Origin of the sequence: Neisseria dentiae (genome assembly GCF_024580525.1) — a bacterium.
GTDB lineage: Bacteria > Pseudomonadota > Gammaproteobacteria > Burkholderiales > Neisseriaceae > Neisseria > Neisseria dentiae_A.
Window position 1 is genome coordinate 17,824 of sequence record NZ_JANIKQ010000020.1, and the last position, 15,833, is coordinate 33,656.

The 15,833-nt window shown below is 57.4% G+C and carries 13 protein-coding genes; 9 read left to right on the top strand and 4 right to left on the bottom strand.

Annotated elements, in window-relative coordinates:
* The first annotated feature begins 69 nt into the window (after positions 1-69).
* The 4 genes from pgaB to acnB all read left to right on the top strand — a co-directional run bounded on the left by pgaB (position 70) and on the right by acnB (position 6,444).
* Positions 70-1,998 (top strand): poly-beta-1,6-N-acetyl-D-glucosamine N-deacetylase PgaB, encoded by a 1,929-nt coding sequence (pgaB, locus tag NQ012_RS11030; protein ID WP_257067639.1) that lies wholly within the window; start codon positions 70-72, stop codon positions 1,996-1,998.
* Positions 1,999-2,106: 108 nt separating this feature from the next.
* Positions 2,107-3,333 carry a poly-beta-1,6-N-acetyl-D-glucosamine synthase gene (gene pgaC, locus NQ012_RS11035; RefSeq protein WP_257067640.1) on the top strand — a complete coding sequence of 409 codons (1,227 nt, stop codon included), beginning with the start codon at positions 2,107-2,109 and terminating at the stop codon, positions 3,331-3,333.
* A 54-nt stretch (positions 3,334-3,387) separates the two neighbouring features.
* Complete coding sequence (locus NQ012_RS11040; protein WP_257067641.1) at positions 3,388-3,675, top strand: hypothetical protein; 288 nt, start codon at positions 3,388-3,390, stop codon at positions 3,673-3,675.
* A gap of 183 nt (positions 3,676-3,858) precedes the next feature.
* The gene (acnB, locus tag NQ012_RS11045) at positions 3,859-6,444 is read left to right on the top strand and encodes a bifunctional aconitate hydratase 2/2-methylisocitrate dehydratase (RefSeq protein WP_257067642.1); all 2,586 of its coding nucleotides are present in this window, start codon (positions 3,859-3,861) and stop codon (positions 6,442-6,444) included.
* Positions 6,445-6,709: 265 nt separating this feature from the next.
* Here the strand turns inward: acnB and mtgA are convergent, their stop codons facing one another.
* Entirely contained in the window at positions 6,710-7,396 is a 687-nt protein-coding gene (mtgA, locus tag NQ012_RS11050) for a monofunctional biosynthetic peptidoglycan transglycosylase (protein ID WP_257067643.1), read from the bottom strand.
* 1 nt (position 7,397) lies between these two features.
* The gene (aroE, locus tag NQ012_RS11055) at positions 7,398-8,216 is read right to left on the bottom strand and encodes a shikimate dehydrogenase (RefSeq protein WP_085366728.1); all 819 of its coding nucleotides are present in this window, start codon (positions 8,214-8,216) and stop codon (positions 7,398-7,400) included.
* Between the two features lie 325 nt (positions 8,217-8,541).
* Between aroE and glnA the strand changes: the two genes are divergently transcribed.
* From glnA to ykgO, 4 genes are all read left to right on the top strand, one after another.
* Positions 8,542-9,960, top strand: a complete 1,419-nt coding sequence (gene glnA, locus NQ012_RS11060) for a type I glutamate--ammonia ligase (RefSeq protein WP_257067644.1) — start codon at positions 8,542-8,544, stop codon at positions 9,958-9,960.
* 314 nt (positions 9,961-10,274) lie between these two features.
* Complete coding sequence (locus NQ012_RS11065; RefSeq protein WP_257067645.1) at positions 10,275-11,813, top strand: ABC transporter permease; 1,539 nt, start codon at positions 10,275-10,277, stop codon at positions 11,811-11,813.
* A 122-nt stretch (positions 11,814-11,935) separates the two neighbouring features.
* Positions 11,936-12,211 carry a type B 50S ribosomal protein L31 gene (locus NQ012_RS11070; RefSeq protein ID WP_257067646.1) on the top strand — a complete coding sequence of 92 codons (276 nt, stop codon included), beginning with the start codon at positions 11,936-11,938 and terminating at the stop codon, positions 12,209-12,211.
* Complete coding sequence (gene ykgO / locus NQ012_RS11075) at positions 12,211-12,336, top strand: type B 50S ribosomal protein L36 (protein WP_004283474.1); 126 nt, start codon at positions 12,211-12,213, stop codon at positions 12,334-12,336. The genes NQ012_RS11070 and ykgO overlap by 1 nt, the downstream gene beginning before the upstream one ends.
* Positions 12,337-12,661: 325 nt before the next feature.
* On the opposite strand, the gene hslO is transcribed toward ykgO, so the two are convergent.
* Positions 12,662-13,579: an Hsp33 family molecular chaperone HslO gene (hslO, locus tag NQ012_RS11080; RefSeq protein ID WP_257067647.1), complete on the bottom strand. Its 918-nt coding sequence runs from the start codon at positions 13,577-13,579 to the stop codon at positions 12,662-12,664.
* A 267-nt stretch (positions 13,580-13,846) separates the two neighbouring features.
* Between hslO and NQ012_RS11085 the strand changes: the two genes are divergently transcribed.
* Positions 13,847-14,575: a YebC/PmpR family DNA-binding transcriptional regulator gene (locus NQ012_RS11085; RefSeq protein WP_257067648.1), complete on the top strand. Its 729-nt coding sequence runs from the start codon at positions 13,847-13,849 to the stop codon at positions 14,573-14,575.
* A 104-nt stretch (positions 14,576-14,679) separates the two neighbouring features.
* Here the strand turns inward: NQ012_RS11085 and NQ012_RS11090 are convergent, their stop codons facing one another.
* Positions 14,680-15,822 carry a THUMP domain-containing class I SAM-dependent RNA methyltransferase gene (locus NQ012_RS11090; protein WP_257067649.1) on the bottom strand — a complete coding sequence of 381 codons (1,143 nt, stop codon included), beginning with the start codon at positions 15,820-15,822 and terminating at the stop codon, positions 14,680-14,682.
* Between the last annotated feature and the right edge of the window lie 11 nt (positions 15,823-15,833).

Below are 15,833 nucleotides of genomic sequence, written 5' to 3' on the forward strand. Positions count from 1 at the left end.
GCGGCGGAGAGGCCGTCTGAAAACAGCAGACACTTTAAAAATACAAGAATGAATGATAGGCAGAAAACCATGAACTGCAAACACCTGTTTGCCGGCCTCTTTGCCGGCCTGATGCTGCAAACCGCCCACGCCGCCGACGTACGTTACGGCGTGATGTGTTACCACGATGTGATCGACGAAACCGCACCCGTTGTCAAAACCAAAGAAGAACAGGAAATGGCGGGCGCAATCCAGCGCCGTTATTTTCCGCAAACCATCACCGTGCAACGGCTGGCAGCCCACTTCAACTGGCTGCGCGACAACGGCTACACGCCCGTGAGCTTCAAGCAGATTCAAGACGCGCGCGCCGGCCGCGCCAAGCTGCCGCCCAAGCCCGTATTGCTCACGTTCGACGACGGCTACATGAGCTTCTACACCAAAATCTACCCGCTGTTGAAAGCCTTTAATTATCCGGCGGTGTACGCGTTGGTTACCGGCTGGATGGAAACCCCGCAAGGCGGCCGGATAGCCTACGGCAAACAGATGCTGCCGCGTTCGGCCTTCATCACTTGGGAGCAGGTGCGCGAAATGCAGAAAAGCGGCTTGGTGGAAATCGCCTCGCACACCCACGACCTGCACCGCAGCATCACGGGCAACCCCACCGGCTCGCAGTTTGCCGCCGTGTTTCCCGAATATAAAAACGGCCGCTACGAAACCCATGCCGCCTACAAACAGCGCCTGCACAACGATTTGAAACGCTCGGTGGACATCATCACCGCGCGCACCGGCGTGCGCCCCAGCGTGATTGTGTGGCCTTACGGGCAGTTTAACGAAACCGCCCGCGAAATCGCCGCCGGCGTGGGGCTGGACAACGATTTCACCCTGTTCGACGAAACCCTGAACACCACGGAGCAGCGCAGCATAGGCCGTGCGCTCATCGATAACGAAACCGGCTACCCGCTGATGAAAGCCTATCTCGACGGGCAGATGTTCACCCCGCCGCACCAACGCGCCGTGCACATCGATTTGGACTACCTGCACGACCCCGACCCCGCGCAGGTGGAGCGCAATTTCGACAAACTCATCGAGCGCATCTACAAAATGGGCATCACCACCGTGTATCTGCAAGCCTTTGCCGACGACGACGGTAACGGCGTGGCGGAGGCCGTGTATTTCCCCAACCGCCATCTGAAAATGAAGGCCGACCTGTTCAGCCGCGTGGCCTGGCAGCTGATTACGCGTTCCAACGTAAAAGTGTATGCGTGGATGCCGATGATGGCCTTCGATTTGGGCAGCGGTTACGACTACGTTACCGACAGCCGCACCGGCAAACCCAGCGCCAACCACTATCTGCGCCTCTCGCCGTATAGCGCCAAGAGCCGCCGCGCCGTGGCCGAAATTTATGAAGACTTAGCCTTCAACAGCCGCTTCAACGGCCTGATTTTCCACGACGACGGCTTTTTAACCGACTACGAAGGCAACACCGCCGCAGGCGCGCGCAGCGCAGAACAATACCGCAGCGAAGCCGAACAGAAGGGCGACGATTTAATCGGCTATTCCGGCCTGCTCGAACAGTCGGCGCTCAAATACAGCTTCAACGGCAAAAACGAAATGAAAACCGCCCGCAACCTCTATGCCGGCGTGATTACCCGCCCCGAATCGCAGCAGTGGTTCGCCCAAAGCCTGCCCAAGTTTGCCGCCGCCTACGACTACACCGCCATCATGGCCATGCCCTATATGGAAAACGAGCAGCCGTTAAGCCGCAAAGAAGCCGCGCGCTGGATGGGCAAACTGGTGGCCGAAGTCAAGCGCAGCAACGTTCCGCTCGATAAAACCGTGTTCGAGCTGCAAGCGGTGAACTGGCGCACCAAACAGCCGGTGCCCGCCGAAGAAATGACGGACTGGATGACTTTGCTGAAAAAAGAGGGCGTGAAAAACCTGGCCTACTACCCCGATAACTTCCTGCAAGACCAACCGCCGCTGAAAACCGTCAAACCGGCATTTTCGGTGCAGCGCTAATCTTGTTTTCAGACGGCCAAACCGATCAGCAGGGCAGGCCGTCTGAAAGCACCCGTCAAAACAAACGAAAACAACGCTTAAAACACAAACAGCAAGGGCAGCACACCGATGGACTGGTATGAATATTTAGCCGTATTCGTGATGCTCTATCCGGGCATCATGGCCGTATATTGGACGGTTTCGGGCATTTTTTATTTTCTGCTTCTCGAACGCAGGGCAGGCGAACCCGAGTTTATGTATCAGGGTTACGCGCCGATGGTGAGCGTGCTGATTCCCTGCTACAACGAAGCAGACAACCTCGACACGTCGATACCGCACCTGCTCAATTTAACCTACCCCAACTACGAGCTGATTTTCATCAACGACGGCAGCACCGACAACACGCTCGAAATCATCAAACGCTGGGCAGCAAAAGCCGAAAAAATCATCGTAGTCGACCAACCCAACGGCGGCAAAGCCTCCGCCATGAACAACGGCGCCCGCCACGCACTGGGCAAATACATCGTGGGCATCGACGGCGACGCGATTCTCGATTACAGCGCCATCGAATACATGATTCAGAATCTGGAAGACAACCCTGACTTGGGCGCCGTAACCGGCAACCCGCGCGTGCGCAACCGCAGCACCGTGTTGGGCAAACTCCAAGTGGCCGAATTCAGCTCGATTATCGGTTTGATTAAACGCTCGCAGAGCTTGGTGGGCACATTATTTACCGTGTCCGGCGTGATTATGTGCATACGCAGAGACGTACTGCTGAAAATCGGCGGCTGGAGCGACAACATGATCACCGACGACATCGACGTGAGCTGGAAAACCCAAATCGCCGGTTACAACATCGCCTACGAACCGCGCGCCCTGTGCTGGGTGCTGATGCCCGAAACCATACGCGGCCTCTACCGCCAGCGGCTGCGCTGGGCGCAGGGCGGGGCGGAAGTGATTTTGAAATATTTCAAAGATATCTGGCGGCTGCACCATATCCGCCTGTGGCCGCTTTATGCCGAATATTTCATCACCCTGATTTGGGCGTATTCGCTTTTGGGCGTAACCATTGCCGGTTTGGTAGAACTGGTGCTCGGCAACCCGCATGACTTCACGCTGTTCAAAGTGGCCAGCCTGATCACCTTCATGATGTTTATCTTGCAGTTTTCCGTGAGTATGTTTATCGACAGCCGCTACGAAGGCAACCTGTTCCGCTATTTCATCAGCTGCATCTGGTATCCCTATGCCTTCTGGCTGATTAACAGCATCACGCTGATTCACGGTTTCCCCAAGGCGCTTTTGCGCGACAAACAGCGCAAAGCCACTTGGATCAGCCCCGACAGGGGCGTGCAGTAGCAGGGCTGCCGCCGATACGGCGTTTTTTTATCACCGCAATGAAAGGAGAGGCTTATGTCTGAACAAGTGCAAGACTTGCGCGAACTGATGGTTATCCACAAAGCGAAAAATCCGAATCCGGTTATCAGCACCAAAAGCATATTGATTTTTGCAATCACCTGGTCGCTGTGGCTGTTAACGGTTTACCTGATTGTTAACGACCACCGCAACCTGTTCTACAACCCCATCGTCGGCACCTGGACGCTGGCCGATCTGGCCAAAGCCGCCGCCGCTGTCGTGCTGGCGCAGCTGAACCTGCTGCTGGTGTGGTCGATATGCATTTCACGCAAACGCAAGCACTAACGCCGGCATTATCAAACAGGCCGTCTGAAACCCTTTCAGACGGCCTTTAAACCAACCGCAAACCTGCTCGAGAACTGCAAAAGAAAGTTCCTATTTACACAAATTTGGTTTATGATTTAAAAACTACGCAGCACTACAATGTGCGGTAAACCCAGAAGAAAAACCACTAAAAGGAACAACGAGATGTTAGAAGCCTATCGCAAAGCCGCCGCAGAGCGCGAAGCTCTGGGCATTCCCGCCCTCCCGCTCACCGCCCAGCAAACCGCCGATCTGGTGGAGCTGTTGAAAAACCCGCCCGCAGGCGAAGGCGAATTTTTGGTAGATTTGCTCGCCAACCGCGTGCCGCCCGGCGTGGACGACGCATCCAAAGTGAAAGCCTCGTTCTTGGCCGCCGTTGCCGAAGGTAGCGCACAAAGCCCGCTGGTGTCGCCCGAATACGCCACAGAACTTCTGGGCACCATGCTCGGCGGTTACAACATCCACCCGCTGATTGAGCTTCTCGACAACGACAAACTGGCACCGATTGCCGCCGAAGGTTTGAAACACACTCTCTTGATGTTCGATTCTTTCCACGATGTGAAAGAAAAAGCCGACAAAGGTAACCCGCACGCCAAAGCCGTGCTCGAATCATGGGCCAACGCCGAATGGTTCACCTCGCGCGAAAAAGTGCCCGAAAAAATCACCGTTACCGTATTCAAAGTCGACGGCGAAACCAACACCGACGACCTCTCCCCCGCGCCCGACGCCTGGAGCCGCCCGGATATTCCGCTGCATGCGCTGGCCATGCTGAAAAACCCGCGCGACGGCATCAATCCGGACAAACCCGGCGAAGTCGGCCCCATCAAACTGTTGGAAGAATTGAAAGCCAAAGGCCACCCCGTTGCCTATGTGGGCGACGTAGTCGGCACCGGTTCTTCGCGCAAATCCGCCACCAACTCCGTGATTTGGCACACCGGCCTGGATATCCCCTTCGTGCCGAACAAACGTTACGGCGGCGTGTGCTTGGGCGGCAAAATCGCCCCGATTTTCTTCAACACCCAAGAAGATTCGGGCGCGCTGCCGATCGAAGTGGACGTTTCCGCACTGAAAATGGGCGACGTGGTCGATATTCTGCCGTATGAAGGCAAAATCGTAAAAAACGGCGAAACCGTTGCCGAATTCCAACTGAAATCGCAAGTGTTGCTCGACGAAGTGCAGGCCGGCGGCCGCATCAACCTGATTATCGGCCGCGGCTTAACCGCCAAAGCCCGCGAAGCGCTGGGCTTGCCCGCTTCCACCGAATTCCGTCTGCCGCAAGCCCCTGCCGAAAGCCAAGCAGGCTTCTCGCTGGCGCAAAAAATGGTCGGCCGTGCCTGCGGCCTGCCCGAAGGGCAGGGCGTGCGCCCCGGCACTTACTGCGAACCGCGCATGACCACCGTCGGCTCGCAAGACACCACCGGCCCGATGACCCGCGACGAGCTGAAAGACCTCGCCTGCCTGGGCTTCTCTGCCGACTTGGTGATGCAGTCGTTCTGCCACACCGCTGCCTATCCGAAACCGGTGGACGTGAAAACCCACAAAGAGCTGCCTGAGTTTATCTCTACCCGCGGCGGCGTTTCCCTGCGCCCGGGCGACGGCGTAATCCACTCATGGCTCAACCGCCTGCTGCTGCCCGACACCGTCGGCACCGGCGGCGACTCGCACACCCGTTTCCCGCTGGGTATTTCCTTCCCCGCAGGTTCCGGCTTGGTGGCCTTTGCCGCCGCTACCGGCGTGATGCCGCTCGATATGCCCGAATCCGTTTTGGTGCGCTTCAGCGGCAAACTGCAACCGGGCGTGACCCTGCGCGATTTGGTGAACGCCATTCCGCTGTATGCCATCAAGCAAGGCTTGCTCACCGTGGCCAAAGCCGGTAAGAAAAACATCTTCTCGGGCCGTATTTTGGAAATCGAAGGCCTGCCCGACCTGAAAGTGGAACAGGCGTTCGAATTGAGCGACGCTTCCGCCGAGCGTTCCGCCGCCGGCTGTACCGTGAAGCTCAATGAAGCGCCGATTATCGAATACATGAAGTCCAATATCGTGTTGATGAAAAACATGATTGCCGACGGCTATAAAGATCCGCGCACGCTGGAGCGCCGCATCAAAGCCATGGAAGCCTGGCTGGCTAATCCGCAGCTTTTGGAAGCCGATAAAGACGCCGAATACGCCGCCGTTATCGAAATCAATATGGACGATATCAAAGAGCCGATCGTGGCCTGCCCGAACGATCCCGACGACGTGAAATTCATGTCCGAAGTGTCCGGCACGCCGATCGACGAAGTGTTCATCGGTTCGTGCATGACCAACATCGGCCACTTCCGCGCCGCTTCCAAACTGCTGGAAGGCAAGAGCGACATCCCTGTGCGCCTGTGGATGGCGCCGCCCACCAAAATGGACGCGCAAGAGCTGACCAACGAAGGCCACTACGGTGTGCTCGGCCGCGCCGGCGCGCGCATGGAAATGCCCGGCTGCTCGTTGTGTATGGGTAACCAGGCACAAGTGCGCGAAGGGGCGACCGTGATGTCTACCTCCACCCGCAACTTCCCCAACCGTTTGGGTAAAAACACCAACGTGTTCTTGGGTTCTGCGGAACTGGCGGCCATCTGCTCCAAACTGGGCAAAATCCCCACCGTTGAGGAATACCAAGCCAATATCGGTATCATCAACGAGCAGGGAGATCAGATCTACCGCTACATGAACTTCAACGAAATCGACAGCTACAACGAAGTGGCCGAAAAAGTGAACGTGTAATGGTATAAAACTTTTCAGACGGCCTGATGCCCTGCAAAGGCCGTCTGAAAAAATATAGTGGCTTAAATTTAGAATAGTACAGCGTTGCCTCGCCTTAGCTCAAAGAGAACGATTTTGTAAGCCGCTGAAGCGGCAACAGAATCGGTTCCGTACTATCTGTACTGTCTTCGGCTCGGCGCCTTGTCCTATTCTGAATTTAAACCACTATAAAAACGGAACAGTTAATGCTGTTCCGTTTTTTGTTGGGGCGGCGTTTGCAGAAATCTCATTCCGTATCCGGCAACGCGGCCGAACCCATGCGGCGCAGAATAATATTGGTTTTGTTGCGTAAACTGCGGTCGCGCGGGTTTTCGGCGTAATACAGCGGGCGCGGCACGCGGGCGGCGAGTTTGGCTGCCTGCTGCTTGGTCAGGTTGGCGGCCGGTTTTTTATAGAAATGCTGCGAGGCCGCCTCGGCACCGTAAATGCCGTAGCCCCATTCGATTACGTTTAAATAAATTTCGAAAATACGGTCTTTATCGGTGGTGGCTTCCATCATGGCGGTGATGGCGGCTTCTTCGGCTTTGCGCCAATAGCTGCGGCTTTCGCTCAAAAACAGGTTTTTTGCCAACTGCTGGCTGATGGTGGAGCCACCGCCGCGGATTCTGCCGCTGCGTTCGTTGCGCTTCATGGCGTTGCGGATGCCGCCCCAGTCGAAACCGCCGTGGGCGGCAAAGTTGGCGTCTTCCGAAGCAATCAGGGCTTTTTTAAGGTTGGTGGAGATTTGGCCGTAAGGCACCCAGCGGTAATCCAGTTCGACGTCTTTGCCTTTGGCGCGGAAATCGCTCATGCGCATACTCATAAACGCGGTTTTGTGTGGCGCCACGGCGCGATAGGTGATGATGTTGCCGTACACATAGGCATTAAACAGGATAAACGCCGCAAAAGGCAGTGCGAGCAGCCATTTAATCATTTCAGACGGCCTCTTTCATATAACGGATAACGGGTTTGATATCGGGCGAAAAACCGCGCCAAAGCCGGTAGGAAAACGCGGCCTGCCCCACCAGCATACCCAAGCCGTCGGCAGTTTTTTTGGCGCCGCTGCGGCGGGCATAATCCAAAAACGCCTGTGCCGCCGCGCCGTACACCATATCGTAGGCCAGCTCGCAGATGCCGAACACTTCGGGTGCAACGGCCGGTATTTCGCCGCCCAAACCGCCCGAGGTGCCGTTGATAATAATATCGAAACGGCCGGCGGGCAGGCCGTTTAGCGGTGCCGACCGAACGCCGAAACGCTCCGCCAGCTCCCGCGCTTTGGTTTCGGTGCGGTTGGCGATGGTGATGTCGGCAGGCTGTTGTTGCAGCAGCACGGGCACCACGCCGCGCACTGCGCCGCCCGCACCCAAAATCAGAATGCGTCGGTTTTTCAGGGCGGTTTCCTGCGCTTCGGTGATGTCGCTCACCAGCCCCACGCCGTCGGTGTTGTCGCCGCGGAAGCGGCCGCCGCCCAGCGGGATAATGGTGTTGACCGCGCCGGCGGCTTCGGCCCGCTCGGAATGCTCGCTCACCCAATCATAGGCATCGGTTTTAAACGGCACGGTAACGTTTGCGCCCAACCCGCCTTCGGCAAAAAAACGTTCGGCGGCTTCGGCAAACGCTCCCGGCTCGGCCAAGATGCGTTCGTATTCGATCCGCACCTTTTCCTGCAAGGCGAATTGCCGGTGGATTTGCGGCGATTTGCTGTGGGCAATCGGGTTGCCGAAAACGGCATAACGGGGAAGTGTGGCGGCCATGCGGCAGGCTCCGTAGCAATGCGGTCGGATTAAGGGGCGCGCAAAGGCACCCGCTTGGGTAACAGCGCATTATATATATCTGCTTAAAAATAAAACAATAGGGCAGGCCGTCTGAAAAATTTCAGACGGCCGCTATTCTTTACACATCGGATTGTTGACAATTTTACAAACAAAAACTATATTGGCTTCCATCACGGCGCGGTTTTTATTTGCGCCCCGCCCCCTTTTTCCGACGGTTGTGGCACAATGTTCCGCTGCCGCCTGCGGTGCAGATTTGGTTGTTTTGAAATCGCTTTCCCCTTCACTATCCTCTCAGGAGCAGATTATGTCAGTAAAAGAAGTAGTCAAACTTATCGAAGAAAACGAAGTGCGCTTCGTTGACCTGCGCTTCACCGATACCAAAGGCAAACAGCAGCACGTTACCGTGCCCGCCCATGTGGTGCTGGACGACCCGGAAGAGTGGTTTGAAAACGGCCAGGCGTTCGACGGCTCGTCTATCGGCGGCTGGAAAGGCATTCAGGCTTCCGATATGCAGCTGCGCCCCGATTCAAGCTCCGCCTATATCGACCCGTTTTACGACGACGCCACCGTTGTGATTACCTGCGACGTTATCGACCCCGCCAACGGCCAGGGCTACGACCGCGACCCGCGCTCCATCGCCAAACGCGCCGAAGCCTACCTGAAATCTTCAGGCATCGGCGACACCGCCTATTTCGGCCCCGAACCTGAGTTTTTCGTGTTCGACGGCGTAGAATTCGAAACCAGCATGAGCGGCACCCGCTACAAAATCCACAGCGAAGAAGCCGCGTGGAGCAGCGGCAAATCATACGACGGCCAAAACACCGGCCACCGCCCCTTCGTGAAAGGCGGCTATTTCCCCGTTGCCCCCGTTGATTCCGGCCAAGACCTGCGCTCGGCCATGGTAAACCTGCTCGAAGAAATCGGCATTCCCGTCGAAGTGCACCACCACGAGGTGGCCACCGCCGGCCAAATGGAGATTGGCACCAAATTCAGCACGCTGGTGCGCCGCGCCGACTGGACGCAGGATATGAAATACATCATCCACAACGTTGCCCACAACTTCGGCAAAACCGCCACTTTCATGCCCAAACCGATTATGGGCGACAACGGCAGCGGTATGCACGTTCACCAATCCATTTGGAAAGACGGCCAAAACCTGTTTGCAGGCGACGGCTACGCCGGCTTGAGCGACACCGCCCTTTACTACATCGGCGGCATCATCAAACACGCCAAAGCCTTGAACGCCATCACCAACCCCTCCACCAACTCCTACAAACGTTTGGTGCCGCACTTCGAAGCGCCGACCAAGCTGGCTTATTCGGCCAAAAACCGCTCGGCCTCCATCCGCATCCCTGCGGTGAACAGCGCCAAAGCCCGCCGCATCGAAGCGCGTTTCCCCGACCCGATGGCCAACCCCTATCTGGCTTTCGCCGCCCTGCTGATGGCCGGTTTGGACGGTATCCAAAACAAAATCCATCCAGGCGATCCCGCCGATAAAAACCTTTACGACCTGCCGCCCGAAGAAGACGCATTGGTGCCCACCGTTTGCGCCTCTTTGGAAGAAGCGCTGGAAGCACTGAAAGCCGACCACGAGTTCTTAACCCGCGGCGGTGTGTTCAGCAAAGACTGGATCGAAAGCTACATCGCCTTCAAAGAAGAAGACGTGAAGCGCATCCGCATGGCGCCGCACCCGTTGGAATTCGAAATGTATTATTCGCTGTAACCACGGCAACGGCAAAACACCCCGCACCAGAAAATGCGGGGTGTTTTTTTATGACGCTATTTAAGTTTTCAGACGGCCTGAAACTTTACAAAAATATCTTGAGGCCGTCTGAAAACTTAACGGAAATATCGGGAATATACGGTCTCCTGCAACGCCCCGTCATTATCCGGCCAAGCCCGATAATGACGGGGAAAAATATTTCAGACGGCCTGAGCAGGTTTTAAAAAGTCTCTGCCTCAAGGTATTTTCGCAAAGTCCTCAATCCGCTATTTTCCTTTACAATGCCGTAACTTCCCGCAAACCGATTGATTGCCATGCCCCTGCCTAAACCCGCCGCCACCTTGCTGCTTGCGCTGTTGCCGCTCGGCTTCCTTGCCGTGATGGTGGCGGCGCCCTTGTTTGCGCTGGTGCTTTATGAAAACGGGGGAATGGTTTGGCAGATGCTGCAAGGCGGATACATACAGTGGCGCATCGGCTGGACCACGCTTCAGGCGGCGGTTACCTGCGTGTTGGCGCTGCTGGCGGGCGTGCCGGCGGCTTGGGTGTTGGCGCGGCTGGCATTTCCCGGGCGGCGTTGGATTCTGCGCCTGTTGATGCTGCCGTTTGTGATGCCCACGCTGGTGGCCGGCATGGGCGTGCTGGCGCTGTTCGGCCCGCACGGCCTGTTGTGGCCGGGCTGGGAAGACACGCCGTATCTGTTGCTTTACGGCAATGTGTTTTTCAACCTGCCCGTGTTGGTGCGCGCGGCGTATCAGGGATTTCTGCAAGTGCCGGCGGCGCGGCTGCACACGGCGCAAACTTTGGGCGCAAACGCATGGCAGCGTTTTTGGCATGTTGAACGCCCCGTGTTGCAGCCATGGCTGGCGGGCGGCGTGTGTTTGGTGTTTTTGTATTGTTTTTCGGGTTTCGGGCTGGCGCTGCTGCTCGGCGGCAGCCGTTATGCCACGGTGGAAGTGGAAATCTACCAACTGATTGCGTATGAACTCGATATGGCGCAGGCTTCGGTGTTGGTGTGGCTGGTGCTGGCGATTACCGCGCTGGCGGGCGTGTTGTATGCGCGTTTCAGCCGCCGCGCCGCTTCGGGCCGCACCATCCGCCCGCTGCCGCCCGAACCGCCGCGCACGTTTGCCGCTAAAGCCCTGTTGGCGGGTTCGCTGCTGCTTTTGGCCGCCTGCTGCGCCCTGCCGCTGCTGGCCGTGTTATGGCAGGCGGTGCAGGCAGGGGATTCCTGGCAGGTGTGGCGGCAGGCCGACACGCTGCACGCGCTGTGGAACACTTTGCGCTTCACTTTTTGGGCCATGCTGCTGGCGTTGCTGCTGGGCGTGCTGCATGCGGCGTTGGCCCGCCGCGCCGCGTGGGTGCGCGCGCTGACGTTTCTGCCGTTTATGGTGTCACCCGTGTGCGTGGCGTTCGGCCTGCTGCTGCTTTATCCCGAATGGACGGCATCGCTGCCGCTGTTGGTGTCCACTTACGCCCTGTTGGCCTATCCTTTTATCGCCAAAGACCTGCTCGCCGCCTGGGATGCGCTGCCCGCCAATTATGCCGCGGCCGCCCGCAGCTTGGGCGCCACGCCGTTTCAGACGGCCTTAACCGTTACCGTTCCGCTGCTGCTACCCGCTTTAAGGCGCGGGCTGACTTTGGCCGCCGCTACCTGCGTGGGCGAATTTGCCGCCACCCTGTTTCTGTCGCGCCCCGAATGGCAAACACTCACCACCCTGATTTACCGCTATCTCGGCACGGCGGGCGCAGAAAACCACGACAGCGCGATGGTGCTCACGGCGGTGCTGATGCTGCTGGCTTTGCTGGTGTTTTTATTGCTGGATGCGGCCGACAAGCAGGAAAAGGCCGTCTGAAAGCCGTATGGCCTAAGGCTTTGTTGCATTTGCCGATAACTGCACTCAGGTATCGGCTGAGTTGATAATCATTCTTAAATGATTTATAATGTTATATTATAACATTCAAGAAAGGATTGGATATGAAACCGAATCTGCACCCCGAAAACTACCGCACCGTTTTGTTTTTCGACAGCGGTGCCAACGAAGGCTGGCTGATACGCTCTTGTGCCGACACACACGGTAAAACCATGGTTTGGCACGACGGCGTTGAATATCCGGTATTTATGCTCGACACCTCTTCCGCATCACATCCCGTTTATACCGGCAAACAGCGCGAATATCACAATGAAGGCCGCGCCAGCAAGTTCAACCAGCGCTATCAAGCCATGATGAATACTTTTAGAAAGGATAAATAATGCAGGTATTGTCGTCTTTGAAGTCTGCCAAAAAACGCCACCGCGATTGCCAGATTGTGCGCCGCAAAGGCAAAGTTTATGTGATTTGCAAAAGCAATCCCCGTTTTAAAGCGCGGCAGCGCTGATTTTTCCCTCGGCAAAACTCCGGCAAACATTTGAGCCGCCTGCTTGGCGGCTCTTTTTTCGCCCGAAAATACGGCAAAAGCCAGAGGCCGAGATCTTTGCAAAAATCTGTTTTAATGCTGAATTTATTTATATCTCGTCATACTCGGGCTTGACCCGAGTATCTGCTGTTTCTTTTAAAACAACAAGATGCTCGGGTCAAGCCCGAGCATGACGCAAGTGTTTTAAGATGTCGAAAAGAATTTTGCAAAGGTTTCAGACCGTCTGAAAACTGTTTCAGACGGCCTCGGTGTATTGAAAACATTGTTTCATGCTGCCGGAAGGGCATTATTGAATCCGCGCCCCTTCGCCGCGCACGGCGGCGGCAACGTCCATGCCGAACAGGGCGTTGATGTCGGTTTCGTCGAACACATATTCGGCGTTGCAGAAATCGCAGTCGATTTTCACGCTGCCTTGTTCTTCCAACACCGAGCCGACTTCTTCTCCGCCCAGCATCAGCAGCATATCGCTGACCTTGCCGCGCGAGCAGGTGCAGGCAAATTCGATGGGTTCGGCATCAAACACGCGCGGCGGGGTTTCGTGGAACAGCCGGTAGAGCAGGTGGTGCGCATCCAACTGCACCAGTTCTTCCGCGCTCACGGTTTGCGCAAGCGTGGCAACGTGTTCCCACGCCTCGGGGTCGGGCGCCGATTCGGGCAGACGCTGCACCAGCAGGCCGCCGCACGCTTCGTCGGAAGCGGCCAGCGTGATGTGGGTGTCGAGCTGCTCCGAGCGTTTCATATAGTTCACCAGCATTTGCGCGATACTTTCGCCCTCGAGCGGCACCACGCCCTGCCACGGTTCGCCGTCTTGCGGTTGCAGGGTAATCGCAAAAATGCCGTTTTCGCCCAGCAGGCTGCGCAGGTTTTCATCGTCGCCGACAGCGGCCAGCGTGTCCCAGCGGGCGGTGGCGCGGCAGGTGCCGGCCGAAGTGGCTTCCACCACCAGCATTTTCAGACGGCCTTGCCCCTGCACCTGCACAATCAACGTGCCCTCGGTTTTCAGGTTGCTCGAAAGCAGCGCGCCGGCGGCAAGCAGCTCGCCCAATGCACGGCGGATGGCGGCAGGGTAGCGTTTCTGGCCGGCGATGTGGCGCCACACTTCCTCCAGGCGCACATGCTGGCCGCGCACGGGCATATCGTCGAAAATAAAACGGGTGCGGCAATCGGCGCTGCGGGCGGTTGCGGCGGGTGTTCGGGTTGTCATTGAAGCGTTTCCTGCTCGGTTTTTCAGATAGCCTCAATATGGTTACAGGCCGTCTGAAGTCAAGGGGCGGCGTTTTAAAATGCTTTTTCGCTCTAGTGAAGCCACTTAACTTTCGCTACGGCGTTGCTGCGCCTTGTCGTACTACTGTACTGTCTGCGGCTTGCTGCCTTGTATCAAAAGTTAATTGGCTTCACTATTATGCTAAAATAGCGGCCTTTAAAAATAACCGGCCGCAATCAAACGGTTGCGGAAATTGAAAGGAAAATTATGGCCGGCCACAGCAAATGGGCGAATATCCAACACCGTAAAAGCCGTCAGGACGCCAAACGCGGCAAAATCTTCACGCGCTTAATCAAAGAAATCACCGTTGCCGCCAGAATGGGCGGCGGCGACCCCGCATCCAACCCGCGCCTGCGCCTGGCGATGGACAAAGCCACCAGCAACAATATGCCCAAAGACAACATCCAGCGCGCCATCGACAAAGGCACCGGCAATCTGGAAGGCGTGGAATACGTAGAACTGCGCTACGAAGGCTACGGCATCGGCGGCGCCGCGTTGATGGTGGACTGCCTCACCGACAACAAAACCCGCACCGTGGCCGATGTGCGCCACGCCTTCAACAAAAACGGCGGCAACCTCGGCACCGACGGCTGCGTAGCGTTCAACTTCGTGCATCAGGGCTACCTGCTGTTTGCGCCGGGCGTGAACGAAGACGCGCTGATGGAAGCCGCGCTCGAAGCCGGCGCGGAAGACGTGGTTACCAACGACGACGGCTCCATCGAGGTGATTACCGCCCCCAACGACTGGGCGGGCGTGAAAGCCGCGCTCGAAGCCGCAGGCTTTCAGTCGGAAGACGGCGACGTAACCATGCGCGCGCAAAACGAAACCGAGCTGAGCGGCGAAGATGCCGAGAAAATGCAGAAACTCATCGACGCGCTCGAAGATTTGGACGACGTGCAGGACGTTTACACGTCAGCCGTGCTGAATTTCGAATAAGCGGGCCAACGGTAAAAGCTTAAAGGCCGTCTGAAAACCTTTTCAGACGGCCTGAAGTATTTTTAATTTAGCTTCAAAGGTGTCGGGCTGTTTAGGAGCCGCCCTTACCGGTTGGATCCCGCCACCATATCGATCAGAAACAGGCGGCAGTCGAGGTTGCCGTTAAACAACGGGATTTTGCGTTTGGGCGAGAGGCGCATCAGCTTGGGCATTTCGCGGTCGGCGGTGAACATGCCGGCGCGCCAGCCCGCGTAGTGCTGTTTGAGCCATGTGCCCAGCTGCGGGTAAAGCGCGTGCAGCGCCTGCACTTCGGCCAGCCGCACGCCGTAGGGCGGGTTGGAAATCATGATGCCGTGTTCGCCGTTGGGGCGGGCGGACTGCGCATCCTGCACGCTCCAGCGGATCAGGCCGCCTGCGCCGGCGGCTTCGGCGTTGGCTTCGGCGGTGCGGATGATGCGGCGGTCGTTGTCGCTGCCCGCTATCGGAGCGGGCGTTTGCGGGAGCGCTTGCTGTTCGGCTTCGCGGCGGAGGTTTTGCCATAATGCAGCATCGAAGTTTTTGAGTTTTTCAAAGCCGAAACGGCGCATCAGGCCGGGGGCGCGGCGGGCGGCTATCCAGGCGGCTTCGATGGCGAGGGTGCCGCTGCCGCAAAACGGGTCTTGAAACGGTTGCGTGCCGTCGTAGCCCGCCAGCAGCAGCAGGCCGGCGGCGAGGTTTTCGCGCAGCGGGGCTTCGCCCGTGTCTTGGCGGTAGCCGCGTTTGAACAGGGCTTCGCCGCTGGTGTCGATAAAAATCTGCACGGTTTGTTCGCCGATAAAGGCGTGCACGCGCACGTCGGGGTTGGTTTTGCCCACGCTGGGGCGTGCGCCGAGCGCGTCGCGAAAGGCGTCGCACAGGGCGTCTTTTATTTTCAGGGCGGCGAAATCGAGGCTTTTCACCCGCGCGCGTTTGCCTTCCACTTTCACTTTGAAGGTTTGTTCCAGCCCGAACCATTCGGCCCAGCGGATATTGCGGGCGAGGGTGTAGATGTCGGCTTCGCTGCGGTAGCTGCCTTTGGTCAGTTGCAGCAGCACGCGGCTGGCGGTGCGCGAATGCAGGTTGATGCGGTAAACCTGTTCCAGCGTGCCTTTGCAGGCCACGCCGCCGTCGGTGGGTTCGGGCTGGCCGCAGCCGAGTGCGGAAAGTTCTTGCTGCAAAACGCTTTCGAGGCCGCGCGGGCAGGTGGTGAAGAGGGAATAGCGGGTCATGGGGGCTTTCG

Excerpts from the sequence above, each read along its gene's own strand:
- hslO (WP_257067647.1), bottom strand. The coding sequence starts at position 13,579 with ATGACAACCCGAACACCCGCCGCAACCGCCCGCAGCGCCGATTGCCGC.
- NQ012_RS11085 (WP_257067648.1), top strand. The coding sequence starts at position 13,847 with ATGGCCGGCCACAGCAAATGGGCGAATATCCAACACCGTAAAAGCCGT.
- mtgA (WP_257067643.1), bottom strand. The coding sequence starts at position 7,396 with ATGATTAAATGGCTGCTCGCACTGCCTTTTGCGGCGTTTATCCTGTTT.
- NQ012_RS11090 (WP_257067649.1), bottom strand. The coding sequence starts at position 15,822 with ATGACCCGCTATTCCCTCTTCACCACCTGCCCGCGCGGCCTCGAAAGC.
- acnB (WP_257067642.1), top strand. The coding sequence starts at position 3,859 with ATGTTAGAAGCCTATCGCAAAGCCGCCGCAGAGCGCGAAGCTCTGGGC.
- aroE (WP_085366728.1), bottom strand. The coding sequence starts at position 8,216 with ATGGCCGCCACACTTCCCCGTTATGCCGTTTTCGGCAACCCGATTGCC.
- pgaB (WP_257067639.1), top strand. The coding sequence starts at position 70 with ATGAACTGCAAACACCTGTTTGCCGGCCTCTTTGCCGGCCTGATGCTG.
- glnA (WP_257067644.1), top strand. The coding sequence starts at position 8,542 with ATGTCAGTAAAAGAAGTAGTCAAACTTATCGAAGAAAACGAAGTGCGC.
- pgaC (WP_257067640.1), top strand. The coding sequence starts at position 2,107 with ATGGACTGGTATGAATATTTAGCCGTATTCGTGATGCTCTATCCGGGC.
- NQ012_RS11070 (WP_257067646.1), top strand. The coding sequence starts at position 11,936 with ATGAAACCGAATCTGCACCCCGAAAACTACCGCACCGTTTTGTTTTTC.
- NQ012_RS11040 (WP_257067641.1), top strand. The coding sequence starts at position 3,388 with ATGTCTGAACAAGTGCAAGACTTGCGCGAACTGATGGTTATCCACAAA.
- NQ012_RS11065 (WP_257067645.1), top strand. The coding sequence starts at position 10,275 with ATGCCCCTGCCTAAACCCGCCGCCACCTTGCTGCTTGCGCTGTTGCCG.
- ykgO (WP_004283474.1), top strand. The coding sequence starts at position 12,211 with ATGCAGGTATTGTCGTCTTTGAAGTCTGCCAAAAAACGCCACCGCGAT.